At 73.0% G+C, this 23,687-nt stretch carries 18 protein-coding genes and 3 tRNA genes; 12 read left to right on the top strand and 9 right to left on the bottom strand.

Features of this window, described 5'->3' with window-relative positions:
• Nucleotides 1–129 precede the first annotated feature (129 nt).
• The 3 genes from OG294_RS28270 (at nt 130) to OG294_RS28260 (ending at nt 3,822) form a co-directional block, all read left to right on the top strand.
• Nucleotides 130–1,656 (top strand): LCP family protein, encoded by a 1,527-nt coding sequence (locus tag OG294_RS28270; protein WP_327069358.1) that lies wholly within the window; start codon nt 130–132, stop codon nt 1,654–1,656.
• 74 nt (nt 1,657–1,730) lie between these two features.
• The gene (locus OG294_RS28265) at nt 1,731–2,012 is read left to right on the top strand and encodes a hypothetical protein (protein WP_327069357.1); all 282 of its coding nucleotides are present in this window, start codon (nt 1,731–1,733) and stop codon (nt 2,010–2,012) included.
• A gap of 88 nt (nt 2,013–2,100) precedes the next feature.
• On the top strand, nt 2,101–3,822 hold the full coding sequence (locus OG294_RS28260) for a hypothetical protein (protein ID WP_327069356.1): 1,722 nt from the start codon (nt 2,101–2,103) through the stop codon (nt 3,820–3,822).
• Nucleotides 3,823–3,970: 148 nt separating this feature from the next.
• Here the strand turns inward: OG294_RS28260 and OG294_RS28255 are convergent.
• A tRNA-Ile gene (locus OG294_RS28255) sits at nt 3,971–4,044 on the bottom strand.
• 244 nt (nt 4,045–4,288) lie between these two features.
• Between OG294_RS28255 and OG294_RS28250 the strand changes: the two genes are divergently transcribed.
• Nucleotides 4,289–5,149, top strand: a complete 861-nt coding sequence (locus OG294_RS28250) for a trypsin-like serine peptidase (RefSeq protein WP_327069355.1) — start codon at nt 4,289–4,291, stop codon at nt 5,147–5,149.
• A 121-nt stretch (nt 5,150–5,270) separates the two neighbouring features.
• Complete coding sequence (locus tag OG294_RS28245) at nt 5,271–6,038, top strand: trypsin-like serine peptidase (protein ID WP_327069354.1); 768 nt, start codon at nt 5,271–5,273, stop codon at nt 6,036–6,038.
• A 113-nt stretch (nt 6,039–6,151) separates the two neighbouring features.
• On the opposite strand, the gene OG294_RS28240 is transcribed toward OG294_RS28245, so the two are convergent.
• Nucleotides 6,152–6,224: transfer RNA gene (locus OG294_RS28240), tRNA-Asn, on the bottom strand.
• A 50-nt stretch (nt 6,225–6,274) separates the two neighbouring features.
• A tRNA-Asn gene (locus tag OG294_RS28235) sits at nt 6,275–6,347 on the bottom strand.
• 252 nt (nt 6,348–6,599) lie between these two features.
• Between OG294_RS28235 and OG294_RS28230 the strand changes: the two genes are divergently transcribed.
• From OG294_RS28230 to OG294_RS28215, 4 genes are all read left to right on the top strand, one after another.
• Nucleotides 6,600–6,893 (top strand): hypothetical protein, encoded by a 294-nt coding sequence (locus OG294_RS28230; RefSeq protein ID WP_327069353.1) that lies wholly within the window; start codon nt 6,600–6,602, stop codon nt 6,891–6,893.
• A gap of 156 nt (nt 6,894–7,049) precedes the next feature.
• Nucleotides 7,050–8,486 carry an FGGY family carbohydrate kinase gene (locus tag OG294_RS28225; protein ID WP_327069352.1) on the top strand — a complete coding sequence of 479 codons (1,437 nt, stop codon included), beginning with the start codon at nt 7,050–7,052 and terminating at the stop codon, nt 8,484–8,486.
• Between the two features lie 39 nt (nt 8,487–8,525).
• Nucleotides 8,526–9,932: a glutamate decarboxylase gene (locus OG294_RS28220; RefSeq protein WP_327069351.1), complete on the top strand. Its 1,407-nt coding sequence runs from the start codon at nt 8,526–8,528 to the stop codon at nt 9,930–9,932.
• A 119-nt stretch (nt 9,933–10,051) separates the two neighbouring features.
• On the top strand, nt 10,052–12,787 hold the full coding sequence (locus OG294_RS28215) for a GH92 family glycosyl hydrolase (RefSeq protein ID WP_327069350.1): 2,736 nt from the start codon (nt 10,052–10,054) through the stop codon (nt 12,785–12,787).
• Between the two features lie 14 nt (nt 12,788–12,801).
• On the opposite strand, the gene OG294_RS28210 is transcribed toward OG294_RS28215, so the two are convergent.
• From OG294_RS28210 to OG294_RS28200, 3 genes are all read right to left on the bottom strand, one after another.
• Nucleotides 12,802–13,995, bottom strand: coding sequence for an RNA polymerase sigma factor (locus OG294_RS28210; RefSeq protein ID WP_442789234.1), 1,194 nt, complete (start codon nt 13,993–13,995; stop codon nt 12,802–12,804).
• 132 nt (nt 13,996–14,127) lie between these two features.
• Nucleotides 14,128–16,026, bottom strand: a complete 1,899-nt coding sequence (gene dnaG / locus OG294_RS28205; protein ID WP_327069348.1) for a DNA primase — start codon at nt 16,024–16,026, stop codon at nt 14,128–14,130.
• Nucleotides 16,027–16,048: 22 nt separating this feature from the next.
• Nucleotides 16,049–17,389, bottom strand: coding sequence for a deoxyguanosinetriphosphate triphosphohydrolase (locus OG294_RS28200; RefSeq protein WP_327069347.1), 1,341 nt, complete (start codon nt 17,387–17,389; stop codon nt 16,049–16,051).
• A gap of 119 nt (nt 17,390–17,508) precedes the next feature.
• On the opposite strand from OG294_RS28200, the gene OG294_RS28195 reads away from it, so the two are divergent.
• On the top strand, nt 17,509–18,159 hold the full coding sequence (locus OG294_RS28195; protein WP_327069346.1) for an ArsR/SmtB family transcription factor: 651 nt from the start codon (nt 17,509–17,511) through the stop codon (nt 18,157–18,159).
• Complete coding sequence (locus OG294_RS28190; RefSeq protein WP_327069345.1) at nt 18,156–19,469, top strand: MFS transporter; 1,314 nt, start codon at nt 18,156–18,158, stop codon at nt 19,467–19,469. The genes OG294_RS28195 and OG294_RS28190 overlap by 4 nt, the downstream gene beginning before the upstream one ends.
• Here the strand turns inward: OG294_RS28190 and OG294_RS28185 are convergent.
• Nucleotides 19,421–20,653: an MFS transporter gene (locus OG294_RS28185; protein WP_327069344.1), complete on the bottom strand. Its 1,233-nt coding sequence runs from the start codon at nt 20,651–20,653 to the stop codon at nt 19,421–19,423. The genes OG294_RS28190 and OG294_RS28185 overlap by 49 nt on opposite strands.
• Before the next feature lie 54 nt (nt 20,654–20,707).
• Here OG294_RS28185 and OG294_RS28180 point away from each other — a divergent pair, with 54 nt between their 5' ends.
• Nucleotides 20,708–21,442: an AraC family transcriptional regulator gene (locus OG294_RS28180; RefSeq protein WP_327069343.1), complete on the top strand. Its 735-nt coding sequence runs from the start codon at nt 20,708–20,710 to the stop codon at nt 21,440–21,442.
• Between the two features lie 56 nt (nt 21,443–21,498).
• Here OG294_RS28180 and OG294_RS28175 read toward each other — a convergent pair whose 3' ends face one another.
• Both OG294_RS28175 and OG294_RS28170 read right to left on the bottom strand, forming a co-directional pair.
• A complete protein-coding gene (locus OG294_RS28175) occupies nt 21,499–22,485 on the bottom strand; it encodes an SGNH/GDSL hydrolase family protein (RefSeq protein WP_327069342.1) in 987 nt (328 codons plus the stop codon).
• A gap of 117 nt (nt 22,486–22,602) precedes the next feature.
• Nucleotides 22,603–23,550, bottom strand: a complete 948-nt coding sequence (locus OG294_RS28170) for a PAC2 family protein (RefSeq protein ID WP_327069341.1) — start codon at nt 23,548–23,550, stop codon at nt 22,603–22,605.
• Nucleotides 23,551–23,687: the final 137 nt, after the last annotated feature.

Genomic DNA, 23,687 nt, shown 5'->3' with positions numbered 1-23,687 from the left:
GCGGTGTTGCCAACGTGTCTTCCATGGCCAATACTTGCTAAATTGCGCAACTGTGCAACTGGCCATCCGGCCGAGCCGTCCTATCGAGCACCCGAACCGGCTCGCCGGCGACCGCGCGGAGACCGCCCCATGACCGATCCCGAGGGCCACCTCGGACCACAGCGCTCCCGTCCCACGGCCGAAGACCCCACCTTACGGCCCGACTCCGGACCTGCCCAGCCGCGACGCCGCCGGCTGATCAGGATCGCCGCCGCGACCGCCGCCGGCCTGGTGCTGCTCACCGCGGGCGCCGGCTTCTGGCTCTACCAGCACCTGACCGGCAACCTCAGCACCTTCGACAGTGCGGGCGTCGCCGCCAGCCGCCCCCCGGCCGGCCCCAGCGACGCCTCCGGCGCGACCCCCGTCAACGTGCTGCTGCTCGGCTCGGACAGCCGGGCCAACGGGAACCAGGAGCTGGCGGGCGGCGAGTCGGGCACCGGCAACTCGGACACCGCGATCCTGCTGCACGTCTACGCCGACCACCGGCACGCCGTCGGGGTCTCGATCCCGCGCGACTCCCTGGTGGACATCCCGCCCTGCCTGCTGCCGGGCGGCCGGTGGACCGCTCCGCAGCACAACCAGATGTTCAACTCCGCCTTCTCGGTCGGGGGCGCGCCGAACGGCAACCCGGCCTGCTCGCAGAACACCGTGGAGACGCTGACCGGTCTGCGGATCGACCACACCGTCGTGGTCGACTTCAAGGGCTTCGCCGCGATGACCTCGGCGGTCGGTGGTGTGCCGGTCTGCGTGCCCAACGACGTGGACGGCTTCGGCATCCGGCTCAGGAAGGGCCGTCAGAACGTCTCCGGCCAGCAGGCGTTGGCCTTCGTGCGGGCCCGGCACGGGATCGGCGACGGCTCGGACATCGGCCGGATGCGGCGTCAGCAGGCGTTCCTGTCCGCGCTGATCCAGAAGATCCAGGCCCAGGGCTTCGACCTCACCACGCTGCTCCCGCTGGCCGACGCGGCCACCAGGTCGCTCACCGTCGACCAGGGACTCGGCAGCCCGCTGAAGCTCGCCTCCTTCGTCCAGTCGCTGCACGGCGTCAAGTTGGCCGACATCACCTTCGTCACGGCGCCCTGGCGGTACGCCGGCGACCGGGTCGCACTGCTCCACCCCGACGCCGATACTCTGTGGACGCTGCTGCGCCAGGACCGCACACTGGACGGCCGGAGCACCGGCCGGGCGACCGCCTCCGCCCCGGCCGGCGCGAGCGCCACCCAGCCCGCCGATCTCACGGTGCCGATCGCCGTGCAGAACGGCACGCACACCCCCGGAGTGACCCTCAAGGCGATCCGCGACCTGCGGGCCCAGGGCTACCAGCAGGTCACCGAGGAGGACGACGGCATCGACCGCGCCGTCACCAGCATCGGCTACGGCCCGGGCCACCAGGCCGACGCCGAGCGGCTCGCCCGGCTGTTCCCGGGCGCGGACGTCCGGGCCGACTCCGAGAGCACCACGGTGACGATCACCCTCGGCACCGACTACGCCACGGCGCTCGCCGCCGCGGGCCCCAGCAGCACGCCGAACGCCTCACCGGGCACGGTGCCCGGCGGGATCGCCCAGAACACCCGTCCCGCCGACGCCGACGCCTGCAGCGGACTCAGCTATGGCTGACCCGCCCGCGCACCACCCTTCGAGCCGTTCGACCCCGTTGACCTGTCCGAGCTGCGAAAGGAACGACGCTGACCATGTCCTGGGGGGACCACGCGTCCACCGACTCCGCCACCCTGCGCCTGGCCGCGGCCGTCGCCGAGATCGAGGGCCTGCACGCCGCCCTGGCGCACACCGGCGAGCCGGAGCGCCGCCGTCGGCTGCTGGCCGAGCTGGCCCGCTCCGCCACCCGGCTCGCCGACCTGGCCGCCACCCCGCCGGGCCGGATTCCCGCCCAGGCGCGCCTCAACTCCCGGCGCCAGCGCCGCCGGGCCGCCGTGCTGCGCGGCGCTCGCTGGCTGACCGACCGGCTCAGCTAGTGCCCGGCCGGACACCGCCCGGGCCTGACGCCCGCTCAGGGATGTGATCCTCCCGACGGCGTCGGCGGGATGCGGCAGCATGGTCGCCATGAGCCGTATCCGCCATCCCAGGACCAGTGAGATACCCCGCCGACTCGGCCGGCTCAGCGCGGTCGAGCGGCGGGTCTGGCAGGCCTTCCCGCACGGCGACCTGGTCGACCTGCGCTCCGGGGACGAGGAGTTGGACCGTCCAGCGCAGGCGCACCGGTGGGGTGCCGAGCGAGTGGTGCGGGGGGAGGTGATCGCCGCGCTGCTGCTCGGCGCCCGGCCGGCGGTGGCCGGAGCGGTCTCGGCGCTGCGGCTCGCCGGGGCCCTGATCACCGGTCGACTCGACGGGGCACACGGGCAGTTCAGCTCCCAGCTGCTGCTGCAGGGCTGCCGGTTCGAGGGGCCGATCACGCTGGACGAGGCGACCACCGGGCCGATCGATCTGAGCAACTCCCACCTGACCACCCTCAGTGCGTACGGCGCCCAGGTGCACGGCACCCTCGACCTGCGCGACGCGGTGGTCGAGGGCGGCGAGCACTTGGCGGTGCACGCCGACGGCATCATGGTCGAGGGCAGCCTGCTGGCCAACCGGATCACCGTCACCGGTTCGTTCAGCCTGATCAACGCCGTGGTCAACGGCCAGGTGACGGTGAACGACGCGAAGCTGCGCAACACCGCACCCGACGGCAAGTCCCTGAACGCCGGTGGCGCCCGGATCGGCCGAAGCCTGCTGGCCCAGCGTTTGGAGGCGCTCGGCGAGGTGCGGCTGCCGGGGGCGCACATCGGCAGCGCCCTGCTGTTCGACGGTGCCACGCTGACCGGCCCGCAGGGCGCGTTCAACGGCACCTCGATGACCGTCGCCAGTGAGGCCTCCTTTCGCCCCGACCGCAGCACCGCCACAGCGCCGGTCTTCACCGCCCACGGCTCGATGAGCCTGATCGGCGCGCGGATCGGCGGCAGCCTGATGATGAACGGGGCGATCCTGCACCGCCCCCCGCTGACGACCGGCGAGCGGCCGGTGCTGAACGCCGGCCGGATGGTGGTGGCCGGCACCGTGTACCTGAGCAACGGCTTCAGCACCGACGGGGAGATCCGGCTGAACGGGGCCCGCTTCGGCCACCTCGACCTGGGCGGAATGACCAGCCCCGACGCCCTGTTGACCCTCTACGGTGCGACCGCCGAGTCCGGCATCCGCGACGACCTGGCCTCCTGGCCGAACCGGCTCAACCTGGACGGCTTCAGCTACGGCTCCTTCGCCCGCTACCTGGAGGCCCGCGAGCGGCTGCAGCTGCTGCGCCGCCAGGTGCGCACCGACCGGACCAGGACCGGCGGCTACCGCGCCCAGCCCTACGAGCAACTGGCCGCCTACTACCGCGCGCTCGGCAACGACGGCGAGGCCCGGACCGTGCTGCTCGCGAAGATGCGCTCGCTCAGCGCCCAACTGCCCTGGTACCGGCGGATACCCGGCCGGCTGCTGGACGCCCTGGTCGGCTACGGCTACCGGCCGATGCGCGCCTTCGGCTGGGCGATCGGCCTGCTGGTCGTGGCCAGCTGCTACTTCAGCACCGTGCGGCCGCAACACATCAGCACCGAGGACGAGTCGGCCTTCAACCCGGTGCTCTACGCCGCCGACCACCTGATCCCGATCATCCACTTCGGCCAGTCCGACGCGTGGCAGTACCACGGGGTCCCGGCGGTGGTCACGGTGGTGCTGACCGTCCTCGGCTGGAGCCTGGGCCTGGCCATCGCCGCCGCGGCCACCCGCACCTTCACCCGGAGCTGACCGGCGCCAACGGTTCGGCCAAGGAGGTGAATTCCGGCGTGGCACGGGGCCCGAAGGCAACCCGGTGCCCTATGCTCTGGCCTGGCGAGCGAGGGTTTCCGCAGGTCAGCCACCGGGATTCGATGGATGGACCCCGAGGATCCTGGAGTAGGGCGGGTGGGACTCGAACCCACGACCCAGGGATTATGAGTCCCCTGCTCTAACCGGCTGAGCTACCGCCCCGACTCACCGCGTCGGTACTGGCCACCACAGTGGCTGTCCATCGCAGCACAGACGGCCCTGCTGGGCCGCCTCGGGCAGCATATCCGGTCGATCAGCCGTGGTGCGCGCCGGGGGCGCACCACGAATGCGCTCCCGGGCCCGGTCCCGCTGGTCACGGGTCGCCCGGAGCCCGGCCGGCGCCGGGGTGGCAGGGCACTGCCGCCCGAGTGAAGCTGGTGCCTCAGGAGCCCGTGGAGGGAGTCTTATGACGGCGCGTAGCGTGCCGCTCGGCCTGGCGGCCGTCATGGTGATCTCGGTCACGGCGACGGGCTGTGGTTCGTCCGCCGGGAGACCGGGCCAGGCGCTCTCCCTCAGCCCCTCGGCCGGTGCGAGCGCCTCGCCGGGCGCACACCACCACGGCTGGAACAAGCAGCGGTTCCTGGCCGCCTTCGACAAGCACAAGGGCACCACCCGGACCGCCTCCCCCACCCCGGTCAACGCGCTGGTCGGCGCGGTCTTCACCAATGACGCCTCGGGCGACCACTTCTGCACCGCCAGCGTGGTGGACAGCGCGGGGCAGAACCTGATCGTCACCGCCGCGCACTGCGTCTACGACCCCGGCGTGGGCCAGCGGGCCGACCTGGTCTTCGTCCCCGGCTACCGCGGCGGGGACGCACCGAACGGCGTCTGGCCGCTGACGGCGATCACGGTGGACCCGAGCTGGGCGCAGCAGGGCAACCCGGACCTGGACGTGGCCTTCGCCGTCGTCCAGCCGCAGGGCGGCAAGCAGGTGCAGCAGGTGCTGGGGGCCAACAAGCTCGGCGTCGACAAGGGCTACCAGCTGCCGGTGCGGATGACCGGCTACCCGAGCACCGCCGACGTGCCGATCACCTGCATGAACACCACCGCCGAACAGAGCGCCACCCAGCTGAGGATCGCCTGCCCCGACTACACCGGCGGCACCAGCGGCAGCCCGTGGGTGACCGGCTTCGACCCGCGGACCAAGACCGGCACCGTGGTCGGGGTGATCGGCGGCTACCAGCAGGGCGGGAACACCCCGGACATCTCCTACACCAGCTACTTCGACGACGCCGTCCAGACGCTCTACGACCGCGCCACCGGCTGAGCCGGCGCCGGTCGCCCGCCCCGGACCGGACCGCACCTGGCGTGGGCCGGTGTCGGCCTGGTAGATCTTGAGGCTGACGTCCGGCGCGACCGCGCCCGGAGCGGACCGAAGGGTGCGGCGGATGACCGGGCGGGGGCAGGCGCGCCGCGCGCTGACGATCGGCGCCGCGCTGGCCGGCGTCCTGGTCGCCGCGGGCTGCCGGCCGCCCGGCGCCCACCCGCCGCCCGGGCTGAGCGCCAGCGCCGCCCCACCGGACGCGCTCGACCAGCGGGTCGGGGTGCTGCTGGCCGACCAGGGCACCAGCCGCTCCTGCACCGCCAGCGTGGTGACCAGCCCGGCCCGCGACCTGCTGATCACCGCCGCGCACTGCGTCACCAACGCCGACGGCACCCCGATGACCGGCCTGTCCTTCGCGCCCGGCTACCGCAACGGCGACACGGCGCTCGGCACCTGGACGGTGGACCGGGTGATCACCGACGAGCGCTGGCAGCAGGACGCCGACCCGGAGTACGACGTGGCGTTCCTCACGGTCGAGCCCGTTGACGGCAAGCAGATCGAGGACGTGGTGGGCGGCAACCGGCTGGGGGTGAACCGCGGCTTCGACCTGACGGTCACGGTCACCGGCTACCCGTACGACCACGAGGCGCCGATCACCTGCTCGACCAGGACCACCGCGCAGAGCGCCACCCAGGAGCGCTTCGACTGCGGCGGCTTCTCGGACGGCACCAGCGGCAGCCCCTGGCTCACCGACCTGGAACCGGGCGGGGGCGGCGGCACGGTGGTGGGCGTGATCGGCGGCTACCAGCAGGGCGGCGACAGCCCGGACGTCTCCTACAGCGTGAGCTTCGACGACCGGGTCTCGGCGCTCTACCAGCAGGCCATCGCCTGAGACCGGCTGACGGCGGGTCGGCCCCCTCGGGCCGCCGCCCCGGGGCGGCAGGAGCCGGCGGCGGGGGCGGGAACGACGAAACGCCCCCCGGCGGACCGGAGGGCGTCTGACTGCTCCCCCAATTGGACTCGAACCAATAACCTGCCGATTAACAGTCGGCTGCTCTGCCAATTGAGCTATGGGGGATCACTGCGCCAAGCGACCCGAACCGGATGACACCGGCTCAGTTGCTTGAGCTCCCGCAATTGGACTCGAACCAATAACCTGCCGATTAACAGTCGGCTGCTCTGCCAATTGAGCTATGCGGGATTGTGTTGTTCGCAGCGCACACTGTCGGGCGCTTGCTGCGGGACATACATTAGCGCATCCAGGGGGGTGCTCCGCCAATCGCTTTCGCGGAGCGGCCCCGCCCCGGGCCGGCTTCGCCCCCTCCGGCGTGCCCCGGCGCGCCGCGCGGGTCCGGGGCGGGGATGCTGGACGGGACGCGGGGCGGTTCGCCGGCCGGCGGGACGGGTAGGGCATCGCGGCAGGCGCCGCGTGGAGAGGGTGGAGGCCCAAGAGATGTGGAAGCTGACGTTCGTCGTGGGGGCCGCGACCGGCTACGTGCTGGGAGCCCGGGCCGGCCGGCAGCGCTATGAGCAGATCGCCGCCGCCGCCCAGAAGGTCGCTCAGCACCCGACGGTGCAGAGCGCGACCCAGCGGGCCAAGGAGTCGGCCGGCTCGGCGGCGGGCAAGGCGGTGGGCGCGGTCACCGGACGGGTCGGCGAGAAACTGCCGAACGCGCTCACCGACCGGGTGTCCTGCTTCAACCGCAAGCGGGAGGCGGACGACAGCTGGGGCACCGTGCGCCCGTGAGCGGGTCCGCCCGTGGGGGCCGGCTCTCGCCGTGCGCTCACGGGCGGCCGCCGTGGGTGACGGCCGGGGCCCACCGGCCGTGGCGGGCGTACCGAGTGGGCAACACTTGCCCGGGACGGCGGAACGAGCGGCCCCGGCTGCGGCATGATCTCTCTCATGGCCATCGTCGCGGGCATCGACAGCTCGACCCTTCGCACCCGGATCGTCGCGTGTGACGCCGACACCGGGGCCGTGCTGCGCTCCGGCAAGGCCCCGCACCCGGCCTCCGAGGCCTCGCAGGCCCGCGCCACCGAGGCGGACCCGCAGTCCTGGCTGCACTCGCTGGGCGAGGCGGCCACCGGCGGCCTGCTGGAGGGCGTGCGGGCGATCGGCGTCTCCGCCCAGCAGCACAGCCTGATCGGCCTGGACGCGGGCGGCGTGCTGGTGCGCCCGGCGCTGCTGTGGACCGACCCGCGCTCCTCGGGCGCCGCGGCCGCGCTGGTGGACGCGCTCGGCGGCCCGGCCGCCTGGACGGAGGCGATCGGCGCGGTCCCGGCGGCCACCTACACCATCGCCAAGCTGCGCTGGCTGGCCGAGTTCGAGCCGGCCAACGCCCGGCGGATCGCCGAGGTGCTGCTGCCCCACGACTGGCTGGTGTGGCAGCTGCTCGGCCACCCGCAGCGGCGCACCACCGACCGCGGCGACGCCTCCGGCACCGGCTACTGGTCGCCGATCACCGGCGAGTACCGGCAGGACCTGATCAAGCTGGCGCTCGGCCACGAGCTGCTGCGGCTGCCCGAGGTGCTCGGCCCCAACGAGCCCGCCGGGCACACCCCCGAGGGCCTGCTGATCTCGGCCGGCACCGGCGACAACATGGCCGCCGCCCTCGGCCTCGGCCTGCGGCCGGGCGACGCGGTGGTCTCGCTCGGCGCCTTCGGGACCATCTTCGCGGTGCACGAGCAGCCGGTGGTGGACCCCAGCGGCACCGTCTCCTCGTTCGCCGACGCCACCGGTCACCACCTGCCGATGATCGGCACGCTCAACGCCGCCCAGGTGCTGCGCTCCACCGCCAACCTGCTCGGGCGCGACCTGGAGGGGCTGAGCGAGCTGGCACTGCGCTCCTCCCCCGGCGCCTACGGGATGGTGCTGCTGCCCTACCTGGAGGGCGAGCGCACGCCCCGACTGCCGCACGCCGCAGGCACTTTGACGGGCCTTCGGGCCGAGTCGATGACGCCCGAGCACCTGGCCAGGGCGGCCGTGGAGGGCATGCTCTGCAACATCGCCGACGCGCTGGACGCGCTGCGCGCCAGGGGCGTGACGGTCCGTCGGGTCTTCCTGCTCGGGGCGGTCGGGCGACTGCCGGCAGTGCGCGAGATCGCCCCGGCGATCTTCGGCGTACCGGTGCTGATCCCGCCGCCGGGCGACCACGCGGCGCGCGGCGCGGCCCGGCAGGCCGCCTGGGCACTGGCCGGCACACCCGAACCGCCGCAGTGGGAGCTGCCCGAGGCGCAGACCTTCGAACCAGATCCTGATCAGCCGTTCGGCACCGCCATTCGGCAGCAGTACGGCGTGGTGCGGGACCAAACCCACCCGGAGATCGCTGAGATGGCCTAGCGTGGAAAGCCCTGGTCTCCCACGAAGGGCTTCTGAGGCATGGCGCTGCACCCCGGCTCGAGCGCGGACCACCGACTGGCCGTCAACGCCCTCCTGGGCGAGGCCGATCCGGTCGGAGCGATGCGGATGGCTCCGCCCAAACACCGGCTGCACCACGCACCGCTGCCGCCGCACATCGCCTACCAGCTGATCCACGACGAGCTGATGCTGGACGGCAACGCCAAGCTCAACCTGGCGACCTTCGTCACCACGCAGATGGAGCCGGAAGCCGACCGGCTGATGGTCGAGTGCGCCGACAAGAACATGATCGACAAGGACGAGTACCCGCAGACCGCCGAACTGGAGCGGCGCTGCGTGGCGATCCTGGCCGACCTGTGGCACGCACCGGACCCGGAGCAGGTGGTCGGCTGCTCCACCACCGGCTCCAGCGAGGCCTGCATGCTCGCCGGCCTGGCGCTCAAGCGCCGCTGGATGCGCCGCAACCAGGACCGGTACGACGCCGGGGCCCGGCCGAACCTGGTGATGGGCGTCAACGTCCAGATCTGCTGGGAGAAGTTCTGCAACTTCTGGGAGGTGGAGTGCCGGCTCGCGCCGATGGAGGGCGAGCGGTACCACCTGGACGCCGAGTCGGCCCTGGCGCTCTGCGACGAGAACACCATCGGCGTGGTGGGTGTGCTGGGCTCCACCTTCGACGGCTCCTACGAGCCGGTCCAGGAGATCTGCGCGGCGCTCGACGAGCTGCAGGAGCGCACCGGCCTGGACATCCCGGTGCACGTGGACGGCGCCTCCGGCGGCATGGTGGCGCCGTTCCTCGACCCCGACCTCCTCTGGGACTTCCGGCTGCCCCGGGTCGCCTCGATCAACACCTCGGGACACAAGTACGGGCTGGTCTACCCGGGCGTGGGCTGGGCGCTGTGGCGCGACCACGAGGCACTGCCCGAGGAGCTCGTCTTCAAGGTCAACTACCTGGGCGGCGAGATGCCCACCTTCGCGCTCAACTTCTCCCGGCCCGGTGCCGAAGTGGTCGCGCAGTACTACAACTTCCTGCGGCTGGGCCGCGAGGGCTACCGCGCGGTGCAACAGTCCTGTCGCCGGGTGGCCCGCCATCTGGCCGCCGAGGTCGAGAAGCTGGGCTCCTTCCGACTGCTCACCCGGGGTGACGAGCTGCCGGTCTTCGCCTTCACGGTGGCCGACGAGGTGACGGCCTTCGACGTCTTCGACGTCTCCCGGCGACTGCGCGAACGCGGCTGGCAGGTGCCCGCGTACACCTTCCCGGACAACCGGACGGACCTGTCGGTGCTCCGGATGGTCTGCCGCAACGGGTTCACCATGGACCTGGCCGACATGCTGCTCGCCGACCTCGCCCGGCTGCTGCCCGAACTCTCGCGCCAGCCGGGCCCGGCACAGGAGCGGGGCATCGAGCCGGAGAGCGGCTTCCACCACTGACCGGACGGGAGGCAGGGGTGGCGGCGTAGTGTACCGAAGATTCGCCGATTGCGTGGGAGATCCTCAGATTTACTACCCTCCGCATGGGAACACTGACGGGGAGTCAGTAGGAGGAACCCGTGCGCATCCTGAGATCCCATCGGCGCCCCTGCCCCGTGCGCCCACCGTCCCGCCCGTCCAACCCCACCCGGCCAACCGGTCCCTGTCGCACCAAGCGCACAACCCGCCCCTGGCGGCGGCAGGGCCCGGCCACCCTGGTCGCCTGCGCCACACTCGTCGCGGCGAGCTGCGCAGGGCGCCCCGCCACCCAGCAACCGGTCGTCGTCCACACAACCGCCGCCTCGGGCGGAGCAGTTGCCGCGACCACGGTCGACGACCCGGCTCAGTACGTGAACCCCTTCGTCGGCACGCAGTCACCCACCGACGACTACGGCGGCGGGGGTATGGCGGGCAATACCTTCCCCGGCGCCGTGGCCCCGCTCGGGATGGTGCAGTGGAGCCCGGACACGGTCAGCAGGCAGCCAGGCGGCTACGTCTACGACGACAACCGGATCCACGGCTTCAGCCTCACCCACATATCCGGCGCGGGCTGCGGCGACTACGACAACGTCCCGTTCATGCCGTTCCTGGGCAGCACACCGGTCGCATCCTCGACCTTCTCGCACACGAACGAGTCCGCCTCGCCGGGCACCTACTCGGTCACCCTGGACGACGGGATCCGCACCGACCTGGCCGCCACCCCGCGCTCGGGCATCGCGCAGTTCAGCTACCCGGCGGGCCAGCAGGCCTCGCTCACCGTCGATGCGGGCACCGCGGCCAACGCCGCCACCGGCAGCATCACCCTGGGCAGCGCGCAGCTCTCCGGGTACACCGACAGCGGCAACTTCTGCAACAGCGGCAACCACTACCGGCTGTACTTCACGGTCGCCTTCGACCACCCCTTCAGCCAGGCCAGCGTCTCCGGCGGCTCCCTGGCCCAGCTCTCCTTCGACACCACGACCAGTCAGACCGTCACCGCCCGCGTCGGCCTCTCCTTCGTCAGCGTCGCGGGCGCCCAGGCCAATCTGCAGGCCGAGCAGGGCTCCGACACCTTCGGGCAGGTGCAGACGGCCACCCGGGCGAGCTGGGACAGCATGCTGAGCCGGATCGCGGTCTCCGGAGGCAGCAGCACGGACACCCGGACCTTCTACACCGCGCTGTACCACGCGCTGCAGGACCCGAGCGTCTTCAGCGACGTGAACGGCCAGTACATCGGCTTCGACGGCCAGCAGCACACGGTCGCCGCCGGGCACACCCAGTACGCGGACTTCTCGGGGTGGGACATCTACCGCTCCCAGATCCAGTTGCTGGCGCTGCTGGCGCCGCAACAGGCCTCGGACATCGGCCAGTCGATCGTCAACCAGGGACAGCAGGACGGCTACCTGGACCGCTGGACGCTGGCCAACACCGGGACCGGGGTGATGGTCGGGGATCCGATGACGATCATCGCCAGCGATCTGTACGCCTTCGGCGCCACCGGCTTCGACGCCCAGACGCTGCTGCAGCTCGCGGTGACCGGGGCCGAGAACGACAAGGAGCGCGGCGACCACGAGGGGTACGACGCGATGGGCTACGTCCCCGCCAGCGCCGACTCGGAATCGGCCTCGGTGACCCTGGAGTACGCCAGCGCCGACTTCGCGATCTCCCAGCTCGCCCAGCGCCTGGGCAACTCCACGGTCTGGCAGGAGTTCCTGCACCGGGCGCAGGACTGGCGCAACCTGCTCAACAGCGGGACCGGCTACATCGGTCCGCGCAACACCGACCACAGCTTCCAGGCCCAGGACCCGACCTCCTCGAGCGGCTTCGCCGAGGGCACCAGCTCGCAGTACACCTGGCTGGTCCCGCAGAACCTGCAGGGCCTCATCGCCACCCTCGGCGGCGACAGCGCGGTGAGCAGCCGGCTCGACGCCTTCTTCGGCCACCTCAACGCGGGCACCAACGCGCCCTACGCCTACCTGGGCAACGAGCCCTCGGTGGCCACCCCCTGGATCTACGACTACGCGGGCAGCCCCTCCCGCACCCAGGCCGTGGTCCGCCAGGCGCTGACGACCCTCTTCTCCGACGCTCCGAACGGCGAGCCCGGCAACGACGACCTCGGGGAACTCTCGTCCTGGGCCGTCTGGGCCGCGGTCGGCCTCTACCCGGAGGTGCCGGGGCGCTCCGAACTGGCCATGGCCAGCCCGCTCTTCCCCGCCATCACGATCACCCGCGGCAACGGCGTGGTGATCAACCTCAACGCCCCGGCCGCCGCGGACAACGCGCCCTACGTGACCGGGCTGACGGTCAACGGCGCCGCCTCCGAGCAGCCCTGGCTGCCGGAGAGCCTCATCAGCAACGGGGGCACCCTGCAGTACGCGCTGAGCAGCACCGCCAGTTCCTGGGGCTCGGCTGCGGCGGACGCCCCACCGTCCTTCGACGTCGGTCCTGCCACCCCGGTCACCGGGCAGGTGACCGGACTGGCCGGCAAGTGCATGGACGTGCTGCACAGTCAGACCGCCAGCGGCACCCCGGTGCAGATCTGGGACTGCAACGGAACCGCCGCCCAGCAGTGGACGCTCGCCTCCGACGGCAGCGTCCAGGCCTTCGGCAGCTGCCTGGACGTCACCCAGAGCGGAACGGCCGACAACACCAAGGTGCAGCTGTGGACCTGCAACGGAACCGGGGCCCAGCAGTGGTGGCCGCGGCCGGACGGCTCGCTGCTCAATCCGCCCTCCGGCCGCTGCCTGGACCTGCCGAACAGTGACACCACCGACGGCAACCAGCTGCAGATCTACGACTGCAACGGCACCGGTGCGCAGAAGTGGACCGTGCCGTAGCAGGTGACGGACGGTCAGTCCAGATAGCCGCGCAACTGGTCGGCGAACGCGTGATCGCGCAGCTTGGCCAGGGTCTTGGCCTCGATCTGGCGGATCCGCTCCCGGGTCACCCCGAAGAGCGCGCCGATCTCCTCCAGGGTGCGCGGCCTCCCGTCGGCGAGCCCGTAGCGCAGTTCCACCACCTTGCGCTCGCGCTCGCCGAGCGTGGCCAGCACCGCCTCCAGGTGCTCGCGCAGCAGCAGGAAGGCGGCACTCTCGGCCGGGGAGGTGGCGTCGGCGTCCTCGATCAGGTCGCCGAGCGCCACCTCCTCCTCGTTGCCGATCGGGGTGTGCAGCGAGACCGGCTCCTGGGCCAGCCGCAGCACCTCGCGCACCCGTGCCTCGGACAGCTCCAGCACCAGGCCCAACTGGGCGGCGGTGGGCTCGGTGCCGTGCTCCTGGAGCAGCCGGCGCTGCACCCGCAGCACCCGGTTGATCAGCTCGACCACATGGACCGGGACCCGGATGGTGCGCGCCTGGTCGGCGAGCGCGCGGCTCATCGCCTGACGGATCCACCAGGTCGCGTAGGTGGAGAACTTGTAGCCGCGGGTGTAGTCGAACTTCTCAACGGCCCGGATCAGTCCGAGGTTTCCCTCCTGGACCAGGTCCAGCATGGTCAGGCCGCGGCCGATGAAGCGCTTGGCGACCGAGACCACCAGACGCAGGTTGGCCTCGATCAGCCGCCGCTTGGCGATCCGGCCGAGCACCACCAGCTGGTCCAGCTCGTCGGCCAACGGGCCCTCGGGCAGGCCGTGTTCAGCGAGGTGCTGCTCGGCGAAGAGGCCGGCCTCGACCTGCCGGGCGAGCTCCACCTCCTCGACCGCGGACAGCAGCTTGATCCGGCCGATCTCGCGCAGGTACTGGCGGAACAGGTCGGCGGCGGGGCCCTGGGCGTCCTGGGCCGATGCCGCGGACGGGCCGCGATCGTCCGGCTCCTCGCTCTCGGACTCGGGCTCCGTCTCGACCTCGGTCTCGGTCTCGGGCTCGGGCTCGGCCTCGAACGCGTCGGTGTCCGGCTCGTCCGCCTCGTCCGCCTCGGGCTCGTCGGCGTCCGACGCCGGCCCCGCCGCGGTGGGGCCGGGATCCGGCGCGGCGGGGCCGAATCCGGCCGCGAACCCGGCGGTCGGCGGCACCGCCTCGGGCGCTCTGACGATCTCCAAGGGGCCCACCCTCCGCGGGCGAGGACGCCCGGACGTCGACGGACTAAAGACCCCTTCAGTGTGGGGTACGCCACAGGCCGACGCCGAGAGGGGCGCTGCTGAAAATCCGTCACCAACCGCTCGGCCGGGCAGCCGTGCGGCTCACAGCCCGGCGGACCCGCGCGTCTTGAGGTTGTCGTCGTACTGCTGCAGCGCCCACAACTCCTGCTGCACCGGAGCGAGTTCCTCGGCCGTGGCGCGGCTGCCCAGCCGCTGGAGCTGGGCGCGGACCTCCTGGACCCGGCGGCTGACCGAGGCCCGGCGCAGCTTGACCAGGAACTCGCCCGCGTAGATCTCGTCCGGCTTGCGCCGGGTCCGCACCGGCTCGACCGTCAACTCGTTGATCAGCGAGCGGATCTGGTCGTTCTCGGCGTTCTCCTGGACCTGGGTGAGGAAGTGCGGCAGCGCGGCACCGTAGGTGGTGCCGCCGGCCTTGCCGATCGACCGGCGCACGGCCGCGTACGGCGGCGCCGTGAACTCCTCCTCGCCGTACTGGTCGAAGGCCGGGCTCACCAGCTCCGGGTGCTGCATCGCGAGCTTGAGCAGCTCGCGCTCGACGAACTGCGCCGGGTCGCGCGGGTCCAGGCGCAGCACCGGCCGCGGCGGCGCGGCCTGCGGCTCGATCCGGCGCTGCTGCTGACCGCGGCCCTGCTGCGGCGACTCGCGCTGCCAGCGGGCGATCTGACCCACCCGGCGGACCACGAACTGCTCGTCCAGGATGCCGAGCAGGCCGGCGAGTTGGACCGCGTACTCGTGCCGGATCGACGGGTCCTTGATCTTGGCGACGATCGGGGCCGCCTCCTCCAGCGCGGCCGCGCGACCCTCGGCCGCGTCCACCCGGTGCCGGGCGACGGTGGAGCGCAGCGCGAACTCGAAGAGCGGCACCGGGTTGGCGATCAGCTCGCGGACCGCCTCCTCGCCCTGGGCCAGGCGCAGTTCGCACGGGTCCATGCCGCCGGGGGTGATCGCGATCGAGGTGCGGGCGGCGAACTTCTGGTCGTCCTCGAAGGCGCGCAGCGCGGCCTTCTGGCCGGCCGCGTCGCCGTCGAAGGTGAAGACCGTCTCGCCGCGGTACTGGCTGGTGTCCATCAGCAGCCGACGGATGATCTTGATGTGGTCCTCGGCGAAGGCGGTGCCACAGGTGGCCACCGCCGTGGTGACACCGGCCAGGTGACAGGCCATCACATCGGTGTAGCCCTCGACCACCACCGCGCGCCCCGACTTGGCGATCTCCTTCTTGGCGAGGTCGATGCCGTACAGCACGTGCGACTTCTTGTAGATCGGCGTCTCGGGGGTGTTGAGGTACTTGGGCCCGTTGTCGTCCTCGCGCAGCCGGCGCGCGCCGAAGCCGACCACCTCGCCCGCCACGTCCCGGATCGGCCAGACCAGGCGACCGCGGAAGCGGTCGATCAGCCCGCCGCGCTGGCCCTGCGAGGCCAGGCCGCCCTGCAGGATCTCCCGGTCGGTGAAGCCCTTGCCGCGCAGGTAGCGGACCAGGTGCTCCCAGCCGGCCGGGGCGTACCCGACGCCGAACCGGGCCGCCGCCTCGGCATCGAAGCCGCGCTCGGCCAGGAAGGTGCGGCCGATCTGGCCCTCGGGCGTCTCCAGCTGCTCGCGGTACCAGGCGGCGGCCACCTTGTGGGCCTCCACCAGCCGGGTCCGCTCGCCCTGCTGCCCGCGCGAGGAGTAGCCGCCCTCCTCATAACGCAGCGTGATGTTGGCCTGCGCGGCCATCCGCTCGACGGCCTCGGCGAAGGAGAAGTGCTCGATCTTCATCAGGAAGGAGATCGTGTCGCCGCTCTCCTGGCAGCCGAAGCAGTGGAAGACACCCTTGCTCGGACTGACGTAGAAGGAGGCGGACTTCTCGTCGTGGAACGGGCAGACGCCCTTCAGCTGACCCCCGCCACCGTTGGTGAGCTGCACGTAGTCGCCGACGACCACGTCGATGGGCAGCGCGTCGCGCACCGCCTGCACGTCTTCATCCCTGATCCGTCCCGCCACCTTGGAAGTGTACGGGGTCGGTTCACGGTCGGGCGGCGGAAACCAGGCGGCCGTGCCAGGCCAGTGCCGAGGCATCGGTGAGGGTGGCGATCTGGTCGATCACGGCGCGTAGCGCCCCCTGGTCGTCCTCGGCCTCGGCGTACTGGGCGGCGAAGACCGGGTCCAGCTCGGCCGGGTCGCCGGCGGCCAGCAGCTCGGCCAGTTCGGCGATCACGATCCGCTGCCGGGCCCGCAGCTGGGCCTGCTCGTCGCGCTGCATCACGTAGCGCACGGCGACCGCCTTGAGCACCGCGCACTCCAGCCGCACGCCGGTGGGGACCACCAGCTCGGCCGCGTACCTGGTCAGCCTCCCCGGGCCGTAGCGCGCCCGGGTGGCCTGCTCGGCGGCCAGGCAGAACCGGCCGATCAGCTGGCTGGTCATGTCCTTGAGCCCGGCCCGCCCGCGCGGCGTGCCGTCGTAGGAGGCGGGCCACCACTCCTCGGCCTGCAGGCGGTCCAGCGCGGCGCCGAACTCCTCGGGCTCGGCGCCGGGCGCGTACCGCTCGGCCACCTTGAACAGCTCGGCCCGCTCGTCCGCACTGCGCAGCGCGGCCGGGTCGATGTGCCCGGCGTACAGGCCGTCCTCCACGTCGTGGGTGGAGTAGGCGACGTCGTCCGACCAGTCCATCACGGTGGCCTCGAAGCACCGGCGGCCCTGCGGGGCCCCCGAGCGCAGCCAGCGGAAGACCGGCAGGTCGTCGGCGTAGACGCCGAACTTGGCGGAGTCCGGATCGAGCGGGTGGGCGCCGCGCGGCCAGGGGTACTTGGTGGCGGCGTCCAGCGCGGCCCGGGTCAGGTTGAGGCCGACGCTGCGCCCGGGGCGGGGGGCCAGCCGGGCCGGGGCCTCGTCGAGCGGCGCGAAGCGCTTGGGCTCCAGGCGGGTCAGGATGCGCAGCGACTGGGCGTTGCCCTCGAAGCCCCCGCACCGCTCGGCGGCCTGGTCCAGGGCTTCCTCGCCGGTGTGGCCGAACGGCGGGTGGCCGATGTCGTGCGCCAGGCAGGCGGTCTCCACCAGGTCCGGGTCGCAGCCCAGCGCAGCGCCCAACTCCCGCCCCACCTGGGCGCATTCCAGCGAGTGGGTGAGCCGGGTACGCGGGAAGTCGCTGCGCATCGGGACCACCACCTGGGTGGTGCCGGCCAGTCGGCGCAGCGCGGCGGAGTGCAGCACCCGGGCCCGGTCGCGCTGGTAGGCGGTGCGGCCCGGGCGCTTGTCCGGCTCGGGCACCCAACGGGCCTCGGCGTGCTCGTCGGGTCGGCCGCCGGATGGGCCGTTCGGTCGGTCGTCGTGCGGGTCCTGGTGCGCGGCAGCGTACGTGGCGTCCATAGGACAGCTACCGTACGCCGCCGCTGTGACGGTTCCGGAGCAGCGCGCTCGAAATGTTGCAGAGAACTCTCTGCAGAATCTCCTATGCAGAGAACACTCTGCAAGCTAGGGTCTTCACCGTGACCAACGAAACCCCCGCCGGGCCCACCGAGCCCACCCCGACGCCCGGCTCCCGGACCGTCGACCCGCGCAGCCTGCGCGCCCTCGCCCACCCGCTGCGGATGCGGATCCTGGACCTGCTCAGCGACCAGGGCCCCGCCACCTCGGCCAGGCTCGCCGCCCAGCTCGGCGAGAACACCGGCACCGTCAGCTGGCACCTGCGCCACCTGGCCGAGCACGGCTACATCGAGGAGGAGGAAGGGCGCGGCACCAAGCGCGAGCGCTGGTGGCGGCGCAAGGACCGCACGCTGGTACTCAGGACCCGCGACATGCAGGGCGATCCGCAGACCCGCCAGGCCCTGGAGGCCTACCAGCGGCACTACCTGGAGCGGACCTTCCAGCGGGCCGCCCGGGCGCTGTCCGTGCCGCTCACCGGCGACTGGGTCGGCGCCGGTCAGATGTCGGACTGGGGCGACGTACGGATGACGCCCGATCAGCTGCGGGCGCTGAACGCCGAGCTGACCGCGGTGGTCAAGCGCCATGTCCCCGGTCCGGACGCACCGGTGCCGCCGGACGCCCAGCCCGTCCTGATCCAGTTCCAGAACCTGCCCATGCTGCCCGAACCGACCGAGCCGACCGAACCGGCCGCGCCGACCGAGGAGTCCGAGTGAAGACCTCCACCGCCACCGCTGACGTCGCCGACACCTCCTGGGCCGCGGTGCCCCAGCGCAGCCTGCTGCGCCGCCACCGCGACTTCAGGCTGCTCTTCACCGGCGAGGTGGCCGGCAAGTACGGCTCCTCGGTCACCGGCCTCGCGTTACCGCTGATCGCCGTCACCGCACTGCACGCCACCGCCTTCGAGGTGGCCGCGCTGACCGCCGCCACCTGGCTGCCCTGGCTGCTGATCGGCCTGCCGGTGGGCGCCTGGGTGGACCGGCTGCGCCGGCGGACCGTCATGCTGGCCTCGGCCGCCGCCTCGCTGCTGCTCTACCTGACCGTTCCGGTGGCCGCCGTCCTCGGCCTGCTGAGCTATCCCCAGCTGCTGCTCGTCGCGCTCTGTGCCGGCACCAGCGCCGTCTTCTTCCAGACCGCCTACACCGCCTACCTGCCGAGCCTGGTGGCCGCGGCGGACCGCGCCGAGGGCAACGCCAAGCTGCAGGGCAGCGCCTCGGCGGCCCAGATCGTGGGCCTGGGCACCGGCGGCGCCCTCGCGCAGGTCTTCGGCCCGGTGGACAGCCTGCTGGCGAACACCGTGACCTTCGTGGTCTCACTGCTCTGCACCGGCTCGATCCGCCAGCGCGAGGCGCTCACCCCACCGGGCGACCGCAAGCGGGCGACCCTGCTCAGCGAGGTCGGCGAGGGACTGCGGGTGATCGCCCGGGACTCCTGGCTGCGCTGCTTCATGATCTACGGAGCACTGGCCAACCTCTCCCTGACGGCCACCCAGTCGATCCAGGTGGTCTTCCTGCTCGGCCGTGCCCAGCTGCCGGAGAGCGCGCTCGGCACCCTGATCGGCGCCGCCAGCATCGGCGGCATCGTGGGCGCGCTGGTGGCCCGCCGGGTCGGCGCCGCGCTCGGCACCGCCCGGGCGCTGCTCCTCTTCCTGATCGTGCTGCCCGCCCTGGAGCTGCTCGTCCCGCTCACCGGCCCGGGCGCCGGGATGCTCTGCTACCTGGTCGGCGCCGCGGCCGTCTCGGCGGGCGTGGTGGCGGGCAACGTGCTGCGCGCCACCTTCACCCAGAGCTACATCCCCACCGAGTTGCTCGGCCGGATCACCGCGAGCGGCTCGTTCGTCAACTACAGCCTGATGCCGCTCGGGGCACTGGTCGGCGGGGCGCTGGCCGGCTGGCTCGGGGTGCTGCCCGCGATGTGGCTGACCTGCGCCGCGCTGCCGCTGGCGGGACTGACCCTGTGGTTCTCCCCGCTGCGCCGCTACCGCGACCTGCCGGCCGGATCGCTCGTCCGGGCCGTGGCCGCCTGAGCCGTCGCTCCGACCGCTGGCGCCGGCTCGACCAGGAAGCACCCGAGCGCCACGCCCAGCAGCGGCACCGCCCAGAGCACCGCGAGCACCCCCTGCGGACCGTGCCGCTCGGCGATCAGGCCGAGCAGCGGAGCGACCAGGCCGCCCACGCTGACGGCCAGGCCCAGCGTCACCCCCGCCGCGGTACCGGGGCGGCTCGGCAGGTAGTCCTGTCCCAGCTTGACCTGCACCGCGAACGGCAGGTTGAGCGCCGCACCCGCCAGCAGCGCGAAGAGCAGCGGCGGGTACTGCCCCGGCGTCAGCCGCAGGGCCAGCAGCGCCGGCACCGTCAACGCGGTGCCCAGCTGGATGGTGCGCACCAGGCCGATCCGGTCCGCGAGCCGCCCACCGCCCAGCGTGCCGGCCACCCCGCCGCCCAGGAAGCAGGCCAGCGCGACGCCGCCGAGCAGGTGCGAGGCGTGCAGGTGGCGCAGCCAGTACAGCTCGACGAAGGTGCTGACGCCGAAGAAGACCACCGAGCGGACCACGTCCACCGCGGTCAGCACCGCGAACGGTCCCCAGCGGTCGCTGCCCGCGCGCACCCCTGCGGCAGCGGTGGCCGCGCCGTGGTGACGCCGCCCGGCCCGCAGCAGCGCACAGGCCATCAGCAGCGCGGGCGGCAGGAAGAGCGCGGTGGCCCCCACGCCCCAGGCCACCAGCGCGGGGGTGGCCAGCACCGGGGCCAGGAAGAAGCCGACGCTGCCGCCGGCCGCGAAGACGCTCATCGCGGCGGCGCTGTCACCGGCCGCCACCCGGGCCGCCTTGCCCGCCGCCGGGTGGAACATCGCCACCCCGAGCCCCGAGAGCAGCACCAGCAGCCAGACCAGTGGATAGGGGCGCACCAACCCGGACAGGCCGAGGCCGAGCCCGGCGACCGCGACCCCGGCCGGCGCGAGCCGGGGCAGCGCGAACCGGTCCACGGCCAGGCCGATGAACGGCTGCGGCACCGAACTGCCCAGGGTGGCGGCCAGGGTGAGCCCGCCGGCGGCCAGGTAGCCGTAGCCGCGGTCGAGCACGAAGTAGGGCACCACGGCCGGGACCAGGCCCTGGTAGAGATCGTCGACGGCATGGGCCAGGCCCCACAGGCGCATCCGGCGCCAGCCGGTCCCCCCGGGTGCCGCCGTACTGGTGGCTGGTGGATTCATACCGCCAGCCTGGCCCGGCGAGGTGGCTGCCGGCTTCCGCTACTCTGCCAACATATGTCGCCAACCCGCCATGACCCGGCCGGACCCGTCCGGCGGCCGCTCACCCACGGGGAGCGGGTCGACTGGCACCTGCACTCCGACAACCAGCTGATCTCGCCGGGCCTCGGAGTGCTGCGGGTCTTCACCCCCGCGGGCAGCTGGGTGGTCCCGCCGCACCGCGCAGTCTGGGTGCCGGCCGGCGTCGCGCACGCCCACCAGGCGCACGGCCCGACCGAGTTGCGCTGCCTGGCCTTCGCGGCCGCACTCAATCCGCTCAGCCTGGACCGGCCCACCGTGCTGGCCCTCACACCCCTGCTGCGCGAGCTGATCGCCGCCCTGACCGGGCCGCAGGCGCTGGGGCGGGCGACCCTGGAGCAGGCCGTACTGGAGCAGTTGCGGGCCGCCCCGGAGCTGCCGCTGGGCCTGCGCACCCCGCGCGACCCGCGGCTGCGCGACCTGGCCGGGCTGCTGGCCGCCGACCCCGCGGATCCGCGCACCCTGGCCCAGCTCGGCGCGGCGGTCGGGGCCGGCGAGCGGACCCTCAGCCGGCTGTTCCGGCGCGAGACCGGCCTGAGCTTCCCGCAGTGGCGGGCCCAACTGCGGCTGCAGCACGCGCTGGCCCTGCTCGCCGAGGGGCGCTCGGTGACGGCCGTGGCGGCGGCGGCCGGCTACCGCTCGCCGAGCGCCTTCATCGAGGCGTTCCGGCTGGCCTTCGGCACCACCCCGGGGCGCTACCAGCGCGAGTCCTGAGCAGCCGCACCCGGGCGGCGCCGCCCCATCGCGCCCTGAGCCGCCGTCAGCCGCCGTCAGCCGCCGCGGACGCTCCGCAGCACCGCCGCCGCCATCCCCTGCTGGCCCGCCGCGTTCGGGTGCAGCGGGGCGCGCCCGGCGGCGGGGAACGGCGGCTCGATCCAGCGGGTCGACTGGCCGGAGCACATGTCGTGGCCGAGCGAGGGCGTGTAGGTGTCCACGAACACCGCGCCGGCCGCCTCGGCCCGGTTCTTGAGCTCCGCGTTCAGCCGCTGCTCCTGCGCGGCCAGGAAGGCCAGATCACCGGCGGTGACCGCACCGCCGAGCAGCGAGCCGCAGCGTGCCGGGTCGGCGGGCAGCAGCGCCGGGTAGCCGACCAGGTACACCTTGGCGTGCGGGGCCCGGCGGGTGACCTCGCCCAGCACCCCGGCGACGTTCTGCCCGACGGTGCCGATCACCCCGGTCAGCTTGTCGCTGCCGTCCGCCGCGGTGTACGAGTCCCGGCAGGGCGCGTCCTTGGCGCCCTTGGGATCGACCGCCCGCAGCAGCGAGGCGGCCACGCCCTGCTCGGCGCAGTGCTCCATCACCTTCATGAAGCCCGCGTCGTTGCCGCCGATCCCGATGGTGACCAGCCCGGTCGCGGCGCTGAGCGCGTCCAGCTGCGGCGGGTTGCTGCCGCCGGCCACCTGCTGGGCGGCCGTGAGGTCGGCCGTGGTGGCGGAGGAGCAGCTCACGTCGGTGAACCGGCCCGGCGCCAGGTGCAGGTCCGCGGCGACCAGCGAGGGGTAGTTGGCCGCCGAGCGGGAGCAGCCGCGCACTCCGCCGCCGGCCGGGTCGACCTTCAGCCCGGCCGTGTAGGAGTCGCCGATCGCCACGTACGGGCCGCTCGGCACGGCGGGCCTCGACGCGGTGGCGCCCGGTGCGGAGGCCGCCCCGTGCGGGGCCGGCTTCGCACCGCCGGAGCAACCGCCCAGCGCCAGCAGCACGGCCAGCGTGCCCGCGCCCGCACCGGTGATACGGCCACACCTGGCTCGGCCGTTCACCCCCGCCTCCCGAAGGCCGTCGCCATGGAGGTCATGGCCACCCGGTCGTGACGGTCGGTCACCACCACCGAAGCAACGAACGACCGGGCGCCGATGACTCCCGGCGCCCGAGCGGCCCTACTGCTCGCCGCGCTCGTGCTCGGCCAGGAACTCCTCGAAGCGGCGGCCCAGCTCGTCGGCCGACGGGAGCTCGGCGGCCTCCGCCAGCAGGCTCTCGCGGCCCTCGGCGCCGGCCACCGCGTCGTACTGGCCCTCCATGCCGCGGATCGCCGAGCGCAGCTCGCCGTCGCCCTGGGCCAGCTGCTCCTCGATGTCGGCGTAGACCTCACCGACCCGCTCGCGCAGCTGGTGACCGGGCAGCACCAGGCCCGTGGCGGACTGGACGGCCTCCAGGATCAGCACGGCGGCGGCCGGGTAGGCGGAGCGGGCCACGTAGTGCGGCACGTGCACGGCGAAGCCCAGCACCTCGTGGCCGGCCTCGGCCAGCCGGTACTCGACCAGCGCCTGCGCGCTGCCGGGCACCTGGGCCTTCTCGAACCACTGCGGGTAGCCGGCGGCCAGGTCGAGGCGGTTGCCGTGCGGGGTCAGCCCGACCGGGCGGGTGTGCGGCACGCCCATCGGGATGCCGTGGAAGTCCACCGCCAGGCGCACCCCCAGCTGCTCCACCAGGCCGGCGATCGCGGCGGCGAAGGCCTCCCACTCGACGTCCGGCTCCGGGCCGGTGAGCAGCAGGAACGGGGTGCCGGTGGCGTCCTGGACCAGCTGGAGCAGGATCTGCGGCGGCTCGTAGGAGGTCCAGCTCTCGCGGTCGAAGGTCATCGCGGGCCGGCGGGCCCGGTAGTCGACCAGCCGGTCGTGGTCGAACCTGGCCACCACCTGCGGGCTGCCCTGGGCCAGCAGATGGGCCATCACCTGCTCGCCGGCCTCCCCCGCGTCCATGAAGCCCTCGAAGTGGTAGAGCAGCACCAGTCCGCCCTTGGCGGTCGAGGTCACGGCCGCGTTCGCAGCCGCCACCGCCGCCACGCCCTGCGGTTCAAGCTCGTACAGCGCCTCGGGATCACGCACCGCGCACCCAACCGTTTCTCGTCGTCGGCTCTGACCTGCCCGGAGCGCCGCCCCGCCGTACCGATCCCGGCCGGCGGTGGCACTCCGGTCTACACACCAGCGTGCCGCGCGGCACCGACATTCCCGGCCGCCGGGGC

Origin of the sequence: Kitasatospora sp. NBC_01302 (genome assembly GCF_035976515.1) — a bacterium.
Taxonomy (GTDB): domain Bacteria; phylum Actinomycetota; class Actinomycetes; order Streptomycetales; family Streptomycetaceae; genus Kitasatospora.
This window is presented reverse-complemented; position numbering and strand designations above follow the sequence as displayed.

Excerpts from the sequence above, each read along its gene's own strand:
- OG294_RS28270 (WP_327069358.1), top strand. The coding sequence starts at position 130 with ATGACCGATCCCGAGGGCCACCTCGGACCACAGCGCTCCCGTCCCACG.
- OG294_RS28265 (WP_327069357.1), top strand. The coding sequence starts at position 1,731 with ATGTCCTGGGGGGACCACGCGTCCACCGACTCCGCCACCCTGCGCCTG.
- OG294_RS28260 (WP_327069356.1), top strand. The coding sequence starts at position 2,101 with ATGAGCCGTATCCGCCATCCCAGGACCAGTGAGATACCCCGCCGACTC.
- OG294_RS28250 (WP_327069355.1), top strand. The coding sequence starts at position 4,289 with ATGACGGCGCGTAGCGTGCCGCTCGGCCTGGCGGCCGTCATGGTGATC.
- OG294_RS28245 (WP_327069354.1), top strand. The coding sequence starts at position 5,271 with ATGACCGGGCGGGGGCAGGCGCGCCGCGCGCTGACGATCGGCGCCGCG.
- OG294_RS28230 (WP_327069353.1), top strand. The coding sequence starts at position 6,600 with ATGTGGAAGCTGACGTTCGTCGTGGGGGCCGCGACCGGCTACGTGCTG.
- OG294_RS28225 (WP_327069352.1), top strand. The coding sequence starts at position 7,050 with ATGGCCATCGTCGCGGGCATCGACAGCTCGACCCTTCGCACCCGGATC.
- OG294_RS28220 (WP_327069351.1), top strand. The coding sequence starts at position 8,526 with ATGGCGCTGCACCCCGGCTCGAGCGCGGACCACCGACTGGCCGTCAAC.
- OG294_RS28200 (WP_327069347.1), bottom strand. The coding sequence starts at position 17,389 with ATGGACGCCACGTACGCTGCCGCGCACCAGGACCCGCACGACGACCGA.
- OG294_RS28185 (WP_327069344.1), bottom strand. The coding sequence starts at position 20,653 with ATGAATCCACCAGCCACCAGTACGGCGGCACCCGGGGGGACCGGCTGG.
- OG294_RS28180 (WP_327069343.1), top strand. The coding sequence starts at position 20,708 with ATGTCGCCAACCCGCCATGACCCGGCCGGACCCGTCCGGCGGCCGCTC.